This is a genomic window from Streptomyces sp. MUSC 14 (genome assembly GCF_001866675.1).
Lineage (GTDB): Bacteria > Actinomycetota > Actinomycetes > Streptomycetales > Streptomycetaceae > Streptomyces.
In genome coordinates, this window is record NZ_MLYN01000014.1 from 241,090 (window position 1) to 258,217 (window position 17,128).

A 17,128-nucleotide genomic window follows, 5' to 3' on the forward strand; every position below is an offset into this window, starting at 1 on the left:
GGCCGCGACATCCACACCGTACGAGAGGCGAGGAGCGCCCCCATGGAGTCATCCCCTTCCGGCACAGGCCGGATCACCGTGCAGGAAGCGGCCGAACGCACCGGACACGCCGTGCGGGCCGCGACGAGCGTCGACGCCGACCCGCCCGTCCTGCTGGACGTCCGGGAACCGGACGAATGGAACGCGGGCCATGTCCCCGGAGCCGTCCACCTGTCCCTCACCGCGCTCTACGAGGGCAAGCGGCTGCCGTACGAGATCCAGGGACGGTGCCTGATCGTCATCTGCCGCTCGGGCACCCGTTCGCGGCGGGCCGTCGAACTGCTGGGCGCCCACGGCTCCTGGGCCGTCGACGTGATCGGCGGCATGCGGGACTGGGCGGAGGCCGGGTTTGCGGTGGTGGACGCGCGGGGCCTGCGCGGCACGGTCGCGTGAGCGCCCTGATCCTCGCCGTCGTGGCCGGCGCCGTGATCGGGCTGGCACTGGGCGCGCTCGGCGGCGGTGGCAGCGTCCTCGCCGTACCGGCCCTGATCTACCTGCTCGGCTTCACCCCGGTGGCGGCCACCACCGCCGGACTGGTGATCGTGGCCCTCACCTCGGGCACCGCACTGGCCGCGCACGCCCGGGACGGTCATGTCCGCTGGGGCATGGGGCTGCTGTTCGCGGCAGCGGGCATCGGCCCGGCGATGCTGGGCTCCGTGCTCGCCGGGCACCTTCCGGCGGGTGCTCTGTCGGCCGGATTCGCGCTGGTCGCGGCCGTCGCGGCGATCCGCATGCTGCGGCCGGGGCCGGAGGACGGCGGCGTACGGGAGGTGCGGCCCGGGCGCGCGGCGGCGGCCGGCGCCGGACTCGGCACGGTGACCGGCGTCCTCGGGGTCGGCGGCGGTTTCCTCGCCGTACCGGCGCTCGTGGGAGTGCTCGGGCTGCGCATGCGTGCGGCGGTGGGCACCAGCCTGCTGGTCATCACCGTCAACTCCCTGGCGGCGCTCGGTCTGCGCGGCGGCACCGTGGACCATCTCGACTGGGCGGTCGTCGGCCCCTTCGCGGGCGCCGCGATCCTCGGGGCGTGGGACGGCAGACGCCTGGGGGCGAAGGTGAAGGGCGGGACCCTGCGGCGGATCTTCGCCGTGGCGCTGCTGGCGGTGGCCGCCTGCATGTTCGCCGACGCGGTGATCTGACGCGACGAGGCCCAACCCGCAGGCCCGTGCGGTGGGGCGGGGAGCGACGCTCCCCGCCCCACCGCACGGACGTGCCGGCCGGCGGACGGACTCGCCGAGCGGGGCCGGCGAAGTCCGCTGCGGTTCGACGGCGCCCCGAAGGGTCGCGGGGAACTGCGCGACCAACCACCACTGCGGCGCAGACGAACGACGGCCCATCGCGGTACTTCCAGCGGAGCGCTCAGTCGGCGGGAGGCAGGGCGAGCCGCTGCCCCGGCCGGATCATGTCCGGGTCCGGGCCGATGACGCTCCGGTTGGTGTCGTACAGCCGGTGCCAGCCGCCGGGGACGGAGGTCTGCTGCGCGACACCGGACAGGGTGTCGCCCTCGTGCACGGTGTAGGAGCCGCGGGAGCGGTGGCCGTTGGCGGCGCGCGGGCGGGACTCTGGGGTGGGGCGCACGGGGGTGGCGGGGCGCAGCGGCGTGGTGGGGTGCGGGGGAGTGGCAGGGCGTGCGAGCGGCGCGCTCCGTCCGTCGCTCCGCGTGAGGTTCGCCCGTACCGAGCAGACCGGCCAGGCTCCCGGCCCCTGCCGGGCGAGCACCGCTTCCGCCACGTTGATCTGCTCCGCCCGGCTCGCCAGATCGGCCCGCGGCGCGTACGCGGTCCCGCCGTATGCCGCCCATGTCGACCGGGTGAACTGCAACCCGCCGTAGAACCCGTTGCCGGTGTTGATGCTCCAGTTGCCGCCGCTCTCGCACCCGGCGACCCGGTCCCACGCGGTGCCGGAGGCGGCGTGGGAGGCGGCCGGTGCGAGGAGCGGCAGAACGATGCCGAAGCCGCCGAGGGCGAGAGCGGTACGGAGCGACGGCAGGAGCCGTAGGGGCACGGTGCGGCGGTGGGGCCGTCGTGCGGTCATAGGCCTTCCTCTCCACTGCGGTTCCCGCCCGCCGGCCGGTCCGGCGGGCTGTAGGCAGTACGGCAGTGCCGCCCGGGCGCTCACAAGGCGCGCAGAGCTCACGGGGTCCAGTGCGCCGCCGCGTGCCACCGCCCGATTTCCTGACGACCCGTCAAGTCTGCTGGCAAGTGCGCACACAAGTAGGCACGGGAGCACGGAAGTTCGGCCGACCGTCGTAGCGTGCCGTCGCCCCGACGTGGGGCGGGCCGCGGGGCGGCGCACGCCTACGACGGGTGGGGGAGCGCTCGGCCCGGACCCGGCGGCCCGGATGCAGCCGACGCGGTACCGGGCAGTGCGGCGAACGGGGCAGGAGGCGCACACGCCCTTCCGCCGCGCGATGAGCCGCAGTTTGGACATCGCGCGGAGCGCGGCCGTCCGTACCACGGCGGCAACGGCGTCACCGCTTCCGGCACACCGGCGACCCGCAGGCACACGGCGAACAGCGGACTCTCCCGCATCCGGCGCGGCGCCCGCTCATCCCTCCACAGCGATGTGGTCCGGCTCACGCGGCGCCGGGACGGGCGCGGGACCGCGCCGTACACAGGTGAGTGCGGCGGCGACGGCGAGCGCGGTCACCAGGGTCAGCGTCCACCGCGGGCCGGCCAGCCGGACGGCGGCCGTGCCCAGTGCGGCGCCGGTGACCAGGGTGAGGACGCTGACAGCCTGCCGCCGGGCCGTCGACGAGGTGCGCTCCTTCGGGCGGTCGGCGATCAGGCCGGTCAGGGTGCTGGTCATGACCGTGGTGGTGACTCCCGGCACGCCGATCCGCTTGACGACGGCGTTCTGCATCCCCAGCGCCACGGCACACAGGAGGACCGGGACGAGCGCGGGCCCCGGACCGGCTCCGTAGGACCACGCCGACGTCGCCACGGTGAACAGGGCGGCCTCCAGCGCCGCGCACCCGCCCAGCAGTGTCCGGTTCGCGGCGTGGCGCGGCGCCGCGTGCCGGACCAGCAGGGCGCCGAACAGGAAGCCGCCGAGTGCCGCCAAGGCGCCCATGAAGGAGGAGTCGGGCGAGCCGGCGAGACCCAGGCCCACGAGGACGAGGTTGCCGGTCATGTTCGCCACGAACACATGGCCCAGACCGAGCAGGCCGACCGCGTCGATCACCCCGCTGAGCAGGGTCAGCAGCACGAGCGGAGCGAGTATCCCGCCGGTCCTCCCGGTGGTGTTGGGACCGAGGTGCCCGGCCGTCGCGTCGCTCATGTCGTCACCTGTTCCCGTCGGTCGGCCGTCGCGTCCTCTCCCAGGATCGCCGTGGCGATTCCATGCGTCCAATGCCTGGATGGCGAGAGAACCATGCATCAGTAACATGGGTTGTATGGACGTGCAGGTACTGCGGTGTTTCGTCGCGGTGGCCGACGGAGCGACGGTGACGCAGGTCGCGGCCGAGGCACACATGACACAGCCGGCCCTCTCACGGGCGCTGAGACGGCTGGAACACGAGGTCGGGGCCGAGCTGTTCCAGCAGGTGGGCCGTCTCCTGCGGCTGACCCCGGCCGGCCGGGCCTTCCGGCAGCACGCGGGCGTCGCGCTGGAGCAACTGGACCGGGGGCTGCGCACGGTGCACGAGACCGTGTCCCCGGAATCGGGTCTGATCCCGCTGGCGTTCCTGCACTCCCTGGGCACCTGGCTGCTGCCGCCGCTGATCACCGGGTTCCGGGAACGCTTCCCCCGCGCGCGCTTCGAACTGCGCCAGGCCGGCGAGGGCGTGCTCGTCCGGAACCTGCTGGACGGAACCGCCGACCTGCTCCTCACCGCCGGCGACCCCGGCCATCCGCTGATCACGTGGCGGCGTCTCCTCGTCGAGCCGCTGTGGCTGGCCGTGCCCCCGGGGCACCGGCTGGCCAGGCGCCGGCGCGCCCGGCTGTCCGAGGTCGCCGACGAGCCGTTCATCATGCTGCGGCACGAGCAGGGCCTGCGTACCGTCACCGAAACGCTGTGCCGCACGGCAGGGTTCACCCCGCAGGTGGGCTTCGAGGGGGACGAGGTGGCGACCCTGCGGGGACTGGTCGGCGCCGGGCTCGGCGTCGCACTCGTCCCGCGTCCCCACGCCGCCGCTCCCGCGGATGCGCCCTCGTATCTGCGGGTCACCGATGTGCACAGCGCCCGGGACATCGGCATCGCCCGGCTGACCTCCCGCACGCTGCCGCCGAGTTCGGCGCGGTTCCTCGACCATGTGCGGGAACACGCCGCGTCGGTGGCCGAGCGGCAGCACGTCCACGCCCCGGCACCGGAAAATGCCCGCACAGGTCCATGACAACCTGACTACTGTGCGCAGGTGACGGAATTCAACGTGCTCGGTGACAACACCCAGTGGCGACAGGACTTCGAGCGACGGCGACGCGCCTCCTGCACGGCGGTCGGGCTCGACGCGGCCGCGGGGGGAGCGCATGCTGGGGGGCGTATGTGCCGGCATCGGTGACTGGACCGTCGCCGAGATCACGGACGCCGGGGTCCGGGTGGGGCACGTCGCCGTGCACGTGGCCGACAGCAGGGGTGAGCTCGCGGGCCGCATCTGCGACCTCCGCGTGGACCAGCACCATGCCGGCCGGGGGCACGAACAGGCGGGCCGGGACTGGGCCGAGCGGTGGTGCGCACAGCGCGGCGCACGCCGGCTGGACGTACCGCTCACCGAACCCGCAGGCGACCTGTTCGACGGTTACGGCGTGCGCGCCCAGCTCAGGGTGCGGCGGGTCGACACCCCGCCGGAGCCGTTCGACGGCGTCACCGCGCGGCCGATGACACAGGACGAGTACTCCGGCTGGCTCGCCGCCGAGAAGGCCTCCTACGCCGGTGACATCGTCCGCTCGGGGACCCTGAGCCCGAAGGACGCCGAGCGCAAGTCCGACGACGACTTCGCCAAGCTGGTTCCCGAGGGACTGGCGACGGCCGACAACACGTTCCTGGTGCTCGAAGCGGAAGGCGAACGGCTCGGCACCGGCTGGCTGAAGCACGGTCATCTGCCAGGCGTCACCTACGGCTACTCGCTGCACGTCCAGGAGGAGCACCGCGGCAAGGGATACGGCCGGGCCGCGATGGCGGTCGGCGAGCGGGCGACGCTCGCGGGCGGCGACTCGGCGCTGATGTTCACCGTGTGGGGCGGCAACGAGGTGGCGATGAACCTCTACACCAGCGCCGGCTACCACGTCATCGAGGAGATCCGCTCCATCAGCCTTCCGGAGTGACACCGCCGCCCGCGTGCGAGCGCGGACTCAGTCTCCGACCCGGAACGTCGCGTCCTGCCGGTCCGTGGCCGTGGAGATCGGGTCGATGCGCAGGACGTGGTCTGGGCGAGCGACGTGGAGCGGGCGTCCACCAGTGTCTGGTTCTTCTTGAAGCAGAGGTAGTCGACGCCGCCCACGTCGACGGCCGAGTAGATCACCGCGTACTGGACCCGGTCCGCGTCCCAGAACGCCTCCGGCGCCCAGGCCGGTCGGGTACCAGACGTGGATGTACTGGCTGACGTAGTTCCAGTCGGTGCCCTTGAGACCGGTGGCGAGGACGACGAACGTGCCGTCCTGCCTGCGCAGCACGAACGGGTCGCGCAGCCCGAGGCCGCCCTCGGTGGGGGTGACGACGGGGTCGTTCTGGTTCAGCGGTGTCCATTCCAGCGCGTCCTGGCTGACGGCCAGGTGCAGGCCGTAGTCCGTGGCGTCGCCGAGGCTCAGCACACGACGGCATGCTCGATATGTCGAACATGGTTCGGATGGTCGCTCAGGACGTAAGGCGCGGCCATGATCGCGTCAATGATCTCAGGCGAGTTTCTTCAGGTCCTCGACGGCACTCTCGATTTCCGGCAGCGCCAGCATGGCCAGCCGGGCCTCGCGGGTCCGGGCGCGGATGCGCGGATCGGTCAGCACCTCGCGTACGGCCGCGGCGATGCCGTCCGGCGTGCTGTCGTCGATCGGCCGGCCGAGCCCGAGCTCCTGCACCCGGTGCGCGTTGCTGAACTGGTCGCCGAACTGGGGCAGTACCGCCATGGGGGTGGCCGTGCGCAGCGACTCGCGGACACTGTTGAAGCCGCCGTGGGTGAGGAACGCGTCGACGGACTCCAGCAGCAGGGGCTGCGGCACCCGGTCGGTGACGCGCACATGCGCGGGCAGGCCCTCGGTGTCCGCCGGGAGACCCGAGGTGGCGACGACGACCGTGCACTCCTCCAGCCGTCCGGCCGCCTCGATCATCGACCGCAGCGTCACCACCGGGTCGGGCAGCGGGACCGGCAGCTGCTCCTGGGCGGGGGCGGCGGCCGTCTGCTCCCGGATCATCGGGAGCGCGGTGCCGAGCGCGGCGAACACCAGGGGGCGGTCGGTGGGCAGTTCCGCGATCCAGCGCGGCAGGACCGACCGGTGCTCCACGGCCACGGTCTGCCGGTACGCCCACGACGGGGGCAGGTGCCGGGCGAACGAGAACGCCGCCGGTACGTAGTCGATACGCCCGTGGGGGACGATCGACAGCGGGTCCTCCCGGTCGGGCAGCCCCTGTTCCCGCCGTACGGCGTTGAGGCGGGGCAGCACCTGGGCGGGATCGACGGTGTTGCCGGCGCCCGACGGGGTCGGCAGCTGCGGGACGCCGAGGTGTTCCGCGGTCAGGCAGGAGCTGAGGTCCATGCCGTCACGGAGGATCAGGTCGGGGCGGAACTCCCGTGCAACCGGCAGGATCCGCTCCAGGAGGACCTCGGCCATCGGCCCGGACATGGCCAGGAGCATGGCCCGCTCCAGCAGGCCGTGCCGCGCCTCGCCCTCCGGACTGCTCCGGGACGCCTGCGCGAGCACGTCCGCGGTGATGAAGGACCGTACGGAGAACTCGCCGACACAGGCGCTCACCCGGACGTCGTCCTGCGCGAAGAGCGGGACGAGCGACGGGGCGGTGGCGACGAGCACGTCGTGGCCGGCCGCCGCGAGCGCCCTGGCCAGGGGCAACTGGGCGCGGCCGTGGGAGGGACTACCGAGCGTGGTGAACAGTACCCGCACGACAAACCTTTCTGTGCTGGCACAGAAGGTAAGGGAACGGAACGCGCACGACAGGGATGTGACGCACACCCAGCGCGCCGTCGGCCGGTCCGTCCGTGATCGCGGACGGACCGCTCAGACCCGGACGCCGAACATGAACGGTCCGCCGATGGTGTCCATCGACTCGTACCGTACGACCGTGCCGGTCCGGGGGGCGTGCAGGATCTGGCCGTTGCCCGCGTACAGGCCGACGTGATGCAGGTCGTTGAAGAAGAAGACCAGATCGCCGACCTGGAGCTGGCTCCGGGTGAGGCGGGTCCCGGCGCCCGTCTGGGCCTCGGAGGTGCGCGGTATGGAGACGCCGGCCTGCGCGTACGCCCACGAGGTCAGGCCGGAGCAGTCGTAGGAGGCGGTGCCGGTGGCGCCGTACACGTAGGGCTTGCCGAGCTGGCTCTGGGCGGCGGCGAAGGCGGCGGAGGCGCGGCCGGAGGGGGAGCTGTCGTTGCCGAGGTCCACGCGCGCGGTGGCGGAGCGGTCGGCCCGCGCCTGCTCCGTGGCGAGCGCGGCCTTCTCCTTGGCGGTCAGGGTGTTGAGCAGCTTCTGGGCCGCCGCGAGCTTGCTCTGGACCTCCTTCTTCTTGGTGCCCAGCTCGGTGCGGGTGGCGGCGAGGTCCTTGAGCTTCTCGGTGGCCTCGGCGCGCTCCTGGGCGAGTTCACGCTGCTTGCCCTGGATCTTCTTCAGGGCGTCGACCTGCTGGGCGCTCAACTGGTCGAGCGTGGAGGCCTTGTCGAGGAAGTCGTCCGGGTCGGAGGAGAGGAAGAGCTGGACCGAGGCGTCGATGCCGCCGGAGCGGTACTGGGCGGTGGCCAGCGAACCCAGGCCGTCGCGCAGCTTGTTCAGATCCTGCTGACCCCGCGCGACGCCGTCCTGGAGGGTGGAGACCTCCTTCTGCAGCTTCTGCTGCTTGTCCTTGGCCCCGTTGTACTTCTCGGTGGCCTGCTCCGCCTGCTCGTAGAGCTTGTCGACCTTCGCCTTGACCTCGTCCTTGCCGAGCTTCTCACTCGGGGCGGCGTCGGCGGCGTTCGCGCTGAGCACGACGGCAGCGGCGGCCGCGGTGGTCAGCACGGTCACACGGGTGCGGCTCGGCTGCTTGGGTCGACGATGGGACGCCACAGGGGTGCGCTCCTTCTGCCTTGAGTGATCACCTGAGCGAGGACTGGAGCAAGACCTTAATGACTTTCCCATGGAGAGATCAAATGTTTGCATGAAGGATCTTGCTCGATGTGTGCGCCGACACGCCGCGCGGTTCACGAGTTCGAGTGGATCTTGGGCTTGCGCCATTCCCGGGAACGTCCGGTATGGCGCACTCTGGCATGCCCAACTTCACGGCGAAAAGGACCGACTTGAGCGCAGCCAGTGATTCCGACGAACCCGCCTCCGGCAAACCCGCCGCCGACGAACCGGCCGAGGAACTCCGGTTCGAGTCCCCTCGGCTCACCGTCCTGCGCCGCCACCCGGCCACCACGTGGGGCATGGCCCGGCGCCTTCCGTACCTCGTGCGCCGCGCCCTGGCCCTCGCCTGGAAGATCGACCGGCGGGCCGTCGTCTGCCTGCTCACCTGTCAGGGGCTGTCGGCCGCTCTGGAAGCGTTCGGCCTGGTGGCCACGACCAGCACCATCACCGCGCTGGTCGCCTCCGGGCACATCCAGGACCGGCTCACGAGCGCCGCCCCGGCCATCACCGCCCTCGCCGTCGCGGCCGGATCCCGGGCTCTGCTCGCCATCGCCATCACGAACCTGTCCTGGCGGCTGTCCCCGCGGATCTCCCGCGAGGCCGAGCTGGAGATGCTGAACGCGGCGGTCGCGGCCGAGCTGACCGCCTACGACCAGCCGGGCTTCAACGACAGATGGGACAACGCCGACCGGGGCGCCGAACTCGCCCAGGACCTGATCACCCAGTCCCAGCAGCTCATGGCCTGCCTGGCCTCCATCATCGCCGCCGCCGGCGTCCTGACCGCCCTGCACCCGGTCCTCCTCCCGCTGCTCCTCCTGGCCGTCCTCCCGCAAGGGCTCGCCAGCATGAAGAGCGCCCAGGTCACGTACGAAGCCAGCCGCGCCATGTCGTCCGAGCGGCGCATCCTCGCCCTGCTGCGCTGGTACATCGTGGACAAGGAGACCGCCGACCAGGTCCGGGCCGGCACCATGGCCCCCTTCCTCCTCGGCCTGTACCGGAAGATCGGCGCCCGCGTGGACTCCATCACCGACACCGCCATCAACCGGGGAGGCCGCTTCCAGCTCCTCGGCGCCCTCGCGGGCGGGGTCGGCTCCCTCGTCGTCTGGAGCGCGCTCGCGGCCCTCCTGGCGACCGGCCACATGTCCGTGGCCTCCGCCGGAACCGCGGTGTTCGCCCTGCGCACCGTCGGCTCGTCCCTGCGCGGCCTCGTCGGCTACGGCACCCAGCTCTTCCGCACCGGGCTGTACTTCGACGACTGGGTCGACTTCATCGAGGAAGCCGGCGGCCACCGCATGGACCGCGGGACCCGCTCTCCCGCCTCCCCGGACACCGTCAGGACGGAGAACCTCACCTACGTCTACCCCGGCGCCGACGAGCCCGCGCTGGACGGCGTCACGCTGGAGGTCCGCCGCGGCGAAGTCCTCGCCCTGGTCGGCGAGAACGGATCCGGCAAGACCACCCTGTCCAAACTCCTGTCCGGCCTGTACCTGCCCACCCGCGGGCGCGTCACCTGGGACGGCCGCGACACCGGCGAGTTCGACCCCCACGCCCTGTGGCAGCAGACCGCGGTCGTCCCCCAGGACTTCGCCCACTGGCCCCTCACGGCTCGCGAGAACATCACCCTCGGACAGCCCCACGGCGGCGACCGGACCGTCCATCAGGCGGCCGAACGCGCCGGAGCCCACGAAGTCGTCGACCACCTCCGAAGCGGCCTGGACACCCTGCTCGCCCGGGAATGGTTCGGCGGCGTCGAACTCTCCGGCGGACAGTGGCAGCGCATCGCCATCGCCCGCGCCTTCCACCGCCCGGCCGGACTCCTGGTCATGGACGAACCGACCAGCGCCCTCGACGCCCGCGCCGAGCACCGGATCTTCACCGGCCTGCGCGAGGTCGCCGAGGACCGCGCCGTCGTCCTCGTGACACACCGGCTCGCCAACGTGGCCATCGCCGACAGGATCGTCGTCCTGGACCACGGCCGGATCATCCAGACCGGAACCTTCGAGGAACTCACCACCGAGCCCGGCCTGTTCCGCGAACTCTGGCTCCTGCAGAACGACCGCGCCATCCCCGCTCAGCGCGCCGGCACGGAGAAGGAAGGGGACAAGGAAGGGGACGAGGACGCGGAGAAGGAAGGGGAGGCGGGCGCGGAGAAGGAGCAGCCGGCATGACCGCGGCGGCCCCGCGCCGCCCCGTACCGGATCAGGGGCGGTCAGCCGCGTCCGGCGACGACGTCACCTTCCGGCACAGGGTGACCACCTGGTCCAGCGTCGGCTCTCCCACGATCTGCGCCAGTTCCGCCATGAAGGCCTCCTCTCCCTCGGCGTCCAGCACGGACCGGCACACCCCGGCGATCATGGTGAGCAGGGACAGCGAGTCCCCGCCCAGCCGGTGGAAGTCCGAGCGGCCCTCCAGCCGGGAGCGCTCCACCCCGAGGGTGTGCGCCCACACCTCGGCCACCGCCTCCTCCAGCGGATCGAGGGGCCCCTGCGGAGCCGCGTCCGCGTCCGCAGCGGCCCCTGGAGCCTGCGCGAAGGCGTCCGGAAGGGCCTTCGTGTCAACCTTGCCGCTCACCGTGTAGGGGAGTTCGGGCAACGCCGTGATCGACGCGGGAACCATGTACCGAGGCAGGCACTCCGCGGCGTACGCCATCAACTCCTCGATGAGGGAATCCTGTTCGTCCGCCGCCAGGCCGGTGACCACGTACGCGTACAACGCCTTCGACATGCTCCCCGGCCGGGCCCTGGCGATCACCACCGCCCGGGTCACTCCCGGATGGTCCTCAAGCGTGCGCGCCACCTCGGTCGGCTCGACCCGGTGGCCGCGCACCTTCACCTGGTCGTCGATGCGCCCGACGAACTCCAGGCCGCCCGAGGGCAGCACACGGGCGAGGTCACCGGTCCGGTAGGCCCGGCTGCCGTCGGCGAGACGGACGAAGCGCTCACGGTCCAGATCGGGACGGCCCAGGTACCCACGGGCCAGTTGCGTGCCGCCCAGGTACATTTCCCCCACCTCGCCCGGTGCCACGAACCGGCGGCCCGCGTCGAACAGATGCACCTGCGTGTTGTCGCCCGGCAGCCCGATCGGTACGGCGATGCCGGTGTCCTCGCCGGCCCTGAAGGTGTGGGTGGTGCAGCCGATCGTCGCCTCGGTGGGACCGTAGAGATTGATGATCCGGCACCGCGGCCCGAACATCTCCTGCGCCCGCGCGGCGACTTCCACCCGCAGCTGCTCGCCGACGACGACCACGCTGCGGTAGCCGCTCGGCGCGATGTCGAGCCGCCCGATGAGGTCCAGATGGGACGGTGTCAGGTTGAGCATGGTGGCACCGGAGGACTGCAGCAACTGCCGCAGCGACAGATGGCTCGGCTCCTGCGGCATCAGGACGACCTCGCCGCCCGCCAGCAGCGGCAGGAAGACCGACGTGCCCGTGACGTCGAACGACGGGGAGGTGATCAGCGGCAACCGCGTCTCCGCGGCCACCCCGAACTCCCGCGTGGCCCACTCGACATAGTGTGTCAGGCTGCCGTGCTCGATCTGTACGCCCTTGGGCCGGCCGGTCGAGCCGGAGGTGTAGATCACGTAGGCCAGGTCCCGCGGGGACACCTCGGCGTCCGCGAACGGCGCTGCGTCGCCGTTGTCCGGGCCGCCGGACGCCGTCAGTTCGCCGAGCGCCAGCCGCTCGCAGCCCTCCGGTACGACCACCCGGTGCCCGTGGGCCTCCTGCACCAGGCAGTACGCCGCCCCGGCATCCGACAACAGCCCGGACAGCCGGGCGTCCGGATGCTGTGCGTCCAACGGCAGATAGCAGGCACCTGCCCGCAGGACGCCCCACAGGCCCGCCAGCAGAGCCACCGAACGGTCCGCGAGCAGCCCCACCACCGTGCCGGGACCCACGCCCCGGTCCCGCAGTGCCCTGGCCACCGCGTCGGCCTGCCGGCTCAACTCGCCGTAGGTGACCGGTCCTTCGGGGCCGCTCAGCGCGACACGGTCCGGCGTGCGCCGCACCTGCTCGCGGAAGCGCCGCACGACCGAAGCACTCGACTCTAGCTCCCGCGCGGTGTCGTTACCCGCCCACACCCGGTTCGCCCGGGGCGACAGGGCCTCCTCGACCACGTCCAGCAGCGCCCGCGCGCGCTCCGCGACACCGGGCCCGTCCTGCCACGTCAGGGTCACCTCGGTACGGCCGCCGCTCTCGGCCATGTCGATCGAGGGCGGGGCGCCGGGGCCCGTACCGCCCAGCGGGTACAGGGCCGTCGCCGTGAAGTCGTCCGCGTCGAAGGACGCGAGGTCGTACGTGCCCAGATGCGTGATGAAGGACAGCGCGGAGTATCGGTTCTTCCGGAGGGCGGTCCGGTCGACCGCCGAGGAGAACATCCGGATCAGCGGGAGCGGGGTCTTCAGCATCTTCGGGTCGGTGCGCACCGCCAGCTCCGCGCCGTCGGCGAGCGCCTTGAGGGCGCGTCCGTGCACAGTCTGCCAGCTGTCCCCGGCATCGACGCCCAGCACGAACGCCTGCGACAGCCAGGCCGTGGAACGGGTCCCGGGTGCGTGCCGGCGCAGGTCGACGGGGACCATGAAGCGGCCGTTGCCGTCCGGGCCGTAGGCCGCGGCCACCGCCGCGGCCACCTTCGCCGTCGCCGCCGGGTGGCTGCCGTCGACCGACCGCCGACGCCAGATGATTCCGGACGGCTTGCGCGGCAACGGGCCCAGCGGCGAGGACCAGGCCAGTTCACCGACGTTGCGGGGGATCGGCGGCAGCCCACCGGGCAGGTGCAGTTCCTCCAGGAACTCGTCTCTGCTCAGAGTGGACGGCGCGCCCGACGGCTCCGCACCCCGCAGGACCCGGAACACGTCCTCGATCCACAGCATCAGCCCACGGGCGTCCGTCACACCGTGCGAGGCCCGGAAGACGACGGTGACGGCCGTCTCCGCGGAGTCCGGACCCTGCGTGCCGCCCGGGAAGAGGAGCACCTCGAAGGTGGCGCCCGGACTGCGCAGTACGTCCCGCAGCGCGGGCGCGTCCAGCAGCCGTCGGTCGAACGAGCCCGCCTCCATGACCCGGACCCGCGGCGGAACACCGCTGTCGACGAGTTGGCGGCCGTCGCGCACCAGTCTGGTACCGGGACTGGCCTGCGCGGCGCGGGCGACGGCGTCGGCCAGCCGGCGCTCGTCCATCGTCCCCGAGCCCTCCACCACGTACTGGACCATGTTGGAGTGGCGCGGAGCCATGCCCGCGTAGAGCCACTCGCCGGCGGACATCGCCCTGCGGTAGCCGTGCTGCTGTCGAGAAATGGGACTCATGTTGGCCTCCGGACCTGCTCCACCGTGGAGCCGGGCCCGCGTATTTTCGGCCGCCGGGAACTGGGGGTCCTCCTAGGAGTTACGGGGAACCAACACACCGGTTTCACCATCGCCTCACCCGGGAAACGGGCCCGGCCGAGCCGTACGTACCCGGCGCGGCACTACTAGGCAAACCCCTAACGGGGTCGTGGCGATACTGACGCTGCAATTCCATGCTGCGGCGTGTTGAAGGCCCGTGCGCGGCACGACCGTTCGGCTTGTCGGCGGCACCGCACTTCCGTTCCCCACGCGATTGGAAACCGAGAGGCGTGAGCGTCACGTTGCGTACTGACCTGATCCGGCCGCTGCACGAGCTGCTCACCGACCACGCCCGTCGCTTCCCGGAGAAGACCGCGTTCCGGGACGCACGGCGCTCCGTGACGTACGGGGAACTGGAACGACGCACGCGCCGACTCGCCGGACACCTCGCGGACCTGGGCGTCCGGCGCGGCGACCGGGTACTGCTGCGTATGAACAACAGCGTCGAGATGGTGGAGAGCTACGTCGCCGTCGCCCGCGCCGGTGCCGTCGGCGTCCCCGTCAACCCGCAGTCCACGGACGCCGAACTCGCCCACCACGTCGACGACAGCGGCGCCGTACTGGTCGTGACCGCGGCCGCCGGGGCGGAACAGGTTCTCCGGATCGCCCGGCGCGGCGAGACGGTCGGTGTCGTCGTGGCCGGACCCGGCCGGGCGCCCGGCGGGCTCCCCGACTTCGACACCCTCGCCACCACGGAGCCGGACAGCCCGGCGCGCGACGACCTCGGCCTCGACGAACCGGCCTGGATGCTCTACACCTCGGGCACCACGGGCCGCCCCAAGGGGGTGGTGTCGACCCAGCGGGCCTCGCTGTGGGCGACCGCGGTGTGCAACGCGCCCATTCTCGGCATGGCCGCCGACAGCCGGGTGCTGTGGCCGATGCCGCTGTTCCACGCGGTGTCGCACAACATCGGTGTGCTCGGCGTACTGGCCGTCGGGGCCACGGCACACATCATGCAGGGCGCGGCACCCGACGAGATCCTGGCCGCCGCACGGGAGGACCGGTCCACCTTCCTGGTCGCCGTACCGACGCTCTTCCACCGCATGGTGGACGTGGCCAGGGAGAGCGGCACGGGACTGCCGGACCTGCGGGTGTGCATGGTGGCCGGCTCCGCCTGCCCGGCGTCCCTCCACGAGGCCTTCGAAGCGACCTTCGGCATCCGGCTCCTGGACAGCTACGGCAGCACCGAGACCGGGGGAGCGATCACCACGCACGCGCCCGGTGGACCTCATGTCCCGGGCTCCTGCGGGCTGCCGCTGCCCGGACTCGGCCTGCGCCTCACACACCCCCGCACGGGCGAAGAGGCCGTCGGCGGCGACGAGGGCGAGGTGTGGGTCAACAGCCCGGCCCTCATGCTCGGTTACCACAACCAGCCCGAGGAGACCGCGGAGGTGCTCCGCGACGGCTGGTACCGCACCGGTGACCTCGCCCGCCGGGACGCGGCCGGCTACCTCACCATCACCGGCCGGGTCAAGGAACTCATCATCCGCGGCGGGGAGAACATCCACCCCCGGGAGGTCGAGGAGGTCCTGGCCCGGGTGCCCGGCGTGGCCGACGCCGCCGTGGCCGGTCAGGCACACGACGTGCTCGGCGAGGTCCCGGTCGCCTACCTCGTACCCGGCCCCGAAGGCATCGACCCGCGCACGCTCCTGGAGACCTGCCGCCGGGAACTCTCCTACTTCAAGGTCCCCGACACCTTCCACACGGTCGCGGAGATCCCCCGCAACGCCGCCGGGAAGATCGCCCGCGCACAACTGGCCGCGCTGCCCGCCACACTGCTCACCGTGAACCCCGCGGTCGGCCACCGGCCGGACGCCCAGGCGCCCGCCGACGCCGACGCGACGGAATCCGGCACGGCCGCACCGCTCGTGGACATCACGACGCCGACCGGGGGCAGGGCGCTGCTCGACCTGGTGCGCTCCGCCGTGGCCGAGGTGCTCGGACACGACTCCGCCCAGGAGGTGGACCCGGACCGGGCCCTGCACGAACTCGGCTTCACCTCGCTGGCCGCGGTGGCCCTGCGCGACCGCCTGTCCGCCGCGACCGGCCGGACGCTGTCGGCCGCCCTCGCCTACGACCACCCCACGGTCAGCGCGCTGGCCGCCTACCTGGCAGGCGAACTGCTCGACACCGCACCGGCGGTCGACGACGCGCCACCGGCACGCCTCGACCCGGACGAGCCGGTGGCCATCGTCGCCATGGGCTGCCGATACCCCGCGGGCGCGCACTCCCCCGGGCAGCTGTGGGACCTGCTCATGGCCGAGACGGACGCGGTCGGCCCGCTGCCGGCGGAGCGCGGCTGGGACCTCGACCGGCTGCTGGACCAGGAAACCGGCAGCGCCGGCACGTCGTCGGCGCGGCAGGGGGCGTTCCTGGAGGACGTGAGCCGGTTCGACGCCGCGTTCTTCGGGATCTCGCCGCGTGAGGCGCTGGCGATGGACCCGCAGCAGCGGCTCCTGCTGGAGACCGCCTGGGAGACCATCGAACGCGCGGGCATCGCGCCGTCCTCCCTCAAGGGCAGCCGGACCGGCGTCTTCGCCGGAGTCATGCACGGCGGCTACGGGCCCGGACTCTACGAGCGCGCGCCCGAGAACCTGGAGGGATACCTCGGCAACGGCGCAGCCGCCAGCATCGCCTCCGGGCGCATCGCCTACGCGCTCGGCCTCGAAGGACCGGCCATCACGCTGGACACGGCGTGCTCGTCCTCCCTGGTCGCCCTGCACCTGGCCGCGCAGTCGCTGCGCCAGGGCGAGTGCACCCTGGCCCTGGCGGGCGGGGCGACCGTCATGTCGACCCCCGCCGCACTCGTCGAGTTCAGCCGACAGGGCGCCCTGTCCGCCGACGGCCGCTGCAAGGCGTACGCGGCCGCCGCCAACGGCACCGGGTTCTCGGAGGGCGTGGGACTGCTGCTGTTGGAGCGCCTGTCGGACGCGCGGCGCAACGGCCATCCCGTGCTCGCGGTGATCCGTGGTTCGGCGATCAACCAGGACGGTGCGTCCAACGGTCTGACCGCGCCGAACGGCCTGGCGCAGCAGCGTGTCATCCGTGCGGCCCTCGGCAACGCCGGACTGGGCTCCGACGACGTCGACGTCGTCGAGGGCCACGGCACCGGCACCACCCTCGGCGACCCCATCGAGGCACGGGCGCTGCTGGCGACGTACGGACAAGGGCGTTCCGCGGAGCGGCCGTTGTGGCTGGGGTCGGTGAAGTCGAACATCGGGCACACGCAGGCCGCCGCGGGTGTGGCGGGTGTGATCAAGATGGTGCAGGCGATGCGCCACGGCATGCTGCCGCGCACCCTCCACGTCGACGAGCCGTCCCCGCACGTCGACTGGACCACCGGAGAGATACGCCTGCTGACCGAGACGCGCTCCTGGCCGGACACCGGACGTCCCCGCCGGGCGGCCGTGTCCTCCTTCGGCGCCAGCGGGACGAATGCGCATCTGATCGTGGAG

General features: G+C 72.4%; 11 protein-coding genes and 1 pseudogene. 6 read left to right on the top strand and 6 right to left on the bottom strand.

What is annotated here, in order from left to right; all coding sequences use genetic code 11:
* Window positions 1-42 precede the first annotated feature (42 nt).
* Complete coding sequence (locus BIV25_RS49145; protein ID WP_071371550.1) at window positions 43-432, top strand: rhodanese-like domain-containing protein; 390 nt, start codon at window positions 43-45, stop codon at window positions 430-432.
* Window positions 429-1,175, top strand: coding sequence for a sulfite exporter TauE/SafE family protein (locus tag BIV25_RS08530; RefSeq protein ID WP_071371551.1), 747 nt, complete (start codon window positions 429-431; stop codon window positions 1,173-1,175). Before BIV25_RS49145 ends, BIV25_RS08530 begins: the two co-directional genes overlap by 4 nt.
* 220 nt (window positions 1,176-1,395) lie before the next feature.
* Here the strand turns inward: BIV25_RS08530 and BIV25_RS54050 are convergent, their stop codons facing one another.
* Together BIV25_RS54050 and BIV25_RS08540 are read right to left on the bottom strand one after the other, a co-directional pair.
* Entirely contained in the window at window positions 1,396-2,070 is a 675-nt protein-coding gene (locus BIV25_RS54050; protein ID WP_071371552.1) for a transglycosylase family protein, read from the bottom strand.
* Window positions 2,071-2,583: 513 nt separating this feature from the next.
* Window positions 2,584-3,315 carry a YoaK family protein gene (locus BIV25_RS08540; RefSeq protein WP_071371553.1) on the bottom strand — a complete coding sequence of 244 codons (732 nt, stop codon included), beginning with the start codon at window positions 3,313-3,315 and terminating at the stop codon, window positions 2,584-2,586.
* Window positions 3,316-3,430: 115 nt separating this feature from the next.
* Here BIV25_RS08540 and BIV25_RS08545 point away from each other — a divergent pair, with 115 nt between their 5' ends.
* A complete protein-coding gene (locus BIV25_RS08545; RefSeq protein ID WP_071371554.1) occupies window positions 3,431-4,369 on the top strand; it encodes a LysR family transcriptional regulator in 939 nt (312 codons plus the stop codon).
* Between the two features lie 133 nt (window positions 4,370-4,502).
* Window positions 4,503-5,297, top strand: coding sequence for a GNAT family N-acetyltransferase (locus tag BIV25_RS08550; protein WP_256255673.1), 795 nt, complete (start codon window positions 4,503-4,505; stop codon window positions 5,295-5,297).
* 107 nt (window positions 5,298-5,404) lie between these two features.
* Here BIV25_RS08550 and BIV25_RS08555 read toward each other — a convergent pair.
* The 3 genes and pseudogenes from BIV25_RS08555 to BIV25_RS08565 all read right to left on the bottom strand — a co-directional run.
* Window positions 5,405-5,783, bottom strand: a pseudogene (locus tag BIV25_RS08555) (alpha-L-arabinofuranosidase); the annotation flags it as partial.
* Window positions 5,784-5,864: 81 nt separating this feature from the next.
* On the bottom strand, window positions 5,865-7,082 hold the full coding sequence (locus BIV25_RS08560; RefSeq protein WP_071371556.1) for a glycosyltransferase: 1,218 nt from the start codon (window positions 7,080-7,082) through the stop codon (window positions 5,865-5,867).
* 114 nt (window positions 7,083-7,196) lie between these two features.
* Window positions 7,197-8,234, bottom strand: a complete 1,038-nt coding sequence (locus tag BIV25_RS08565) for a C40 family peptidase (protein WP_071371557.1) — start codon at window positions 8,232-8,234, stop codon at window positions 7,197-7,199.
* Window positions 8,235-8,434: 200 nt separating this feature from the next.
* On the opposite strand from BIV25_RS08565, the gene BIV25_RS08570 reads away from it, so the two are divergent.
* Window positions 8,435-10,462, top strand: a complete 2,028-nt coding sequence (locus tag BIV25_RS08570) for an ABC transporter ATP-binding protein (RefSeq protein WP_079176506.1) — start codon at window positions 8,435-8,437, stop codon at window positions 10,460-10,462.
* 31 nt (window positions 10,463-10,493) lie between these two features.
* Here the strand turns inward: BIV25_RS08570 and BIV25_RS08575 are convergent, their stop codons facing one another.
* Entirely contained in the window at window positions 10,494-13,595 is a 3,102-nt protein-coding gene (locus BIV25_RS08575) for a non-ribosomal peptide synthetase (protein WP_107486011.1), read from the bottom strand.
* Between the two features lie 308 nt (window positions 13,596-13,903).
* On the opposite strand from BIV25_RS08575, the gene BIV25_RS08580 reads away from it, so the two are divergent.
* Window positions 13,904-17,128 (top strand): beta-ketoacyl synthase N-terminal-like domain-containing protein (locus tag BIV25_RS08580; protein ID WP_256255675.1); only part of this gene is annotated, 3,225 nt, incomplete at its 3' end.

Excerpts from the sequence above, each read along its gene's own strand:
- BIV25_RS49145 (WP_071371550.1), top strand. The coding sequence starts at position 43 with ATGGAGTCATCCCCTTCCGGCACAGGCCGGATCACCGTGCAGGAAGCG.
- BIV25_RS54050 (WP_071371552.1), bottom strand. The coding sequence starts at position 2,070 with ATGACCGCACGACGGCCCCACCGCCGCACCGTGCCCCTACGGCTCCTG.
- BIV25_RS08540 (WP_071371553.1), bottom strand. The coding sequence starts at position 3,315 with ATGAGCGACGCGACGGCCGGGCACCTCGGTCCCAACACCACCGGGAGG.
- BIV25_RS08545 (WP_071371554.1), top strand. The coding sequence starts at position 3,431 with ATGGACGTGCAGGTACTGCGGTGTTTCGTCGCGGTGGCCGACGGAGCG.
- BIV25_RS08550 (WP_256255673.1), top strand. The coding sequence starts at position 4,503 with ATGCTGGGGGGCGTATGTGCCGGCATCGGTGACTGGACCGTCGCCGAG.
- BIV25_RS08570 (WP_079176506.1), top strand. The coding sequence starts at position 8,435 with ATGCCCAACTTCACGGCGAAAAGGACCGACTTGAGCGCAGCCAGTGAT.
- BIV25_RS08575 (WP_107486011.1), bottom strand. The coding sequence starts at position 13,595 with ATGAGTCCCATTTCTCGACAGCAGCACGGCTACCGCAGGGCGATGTCC.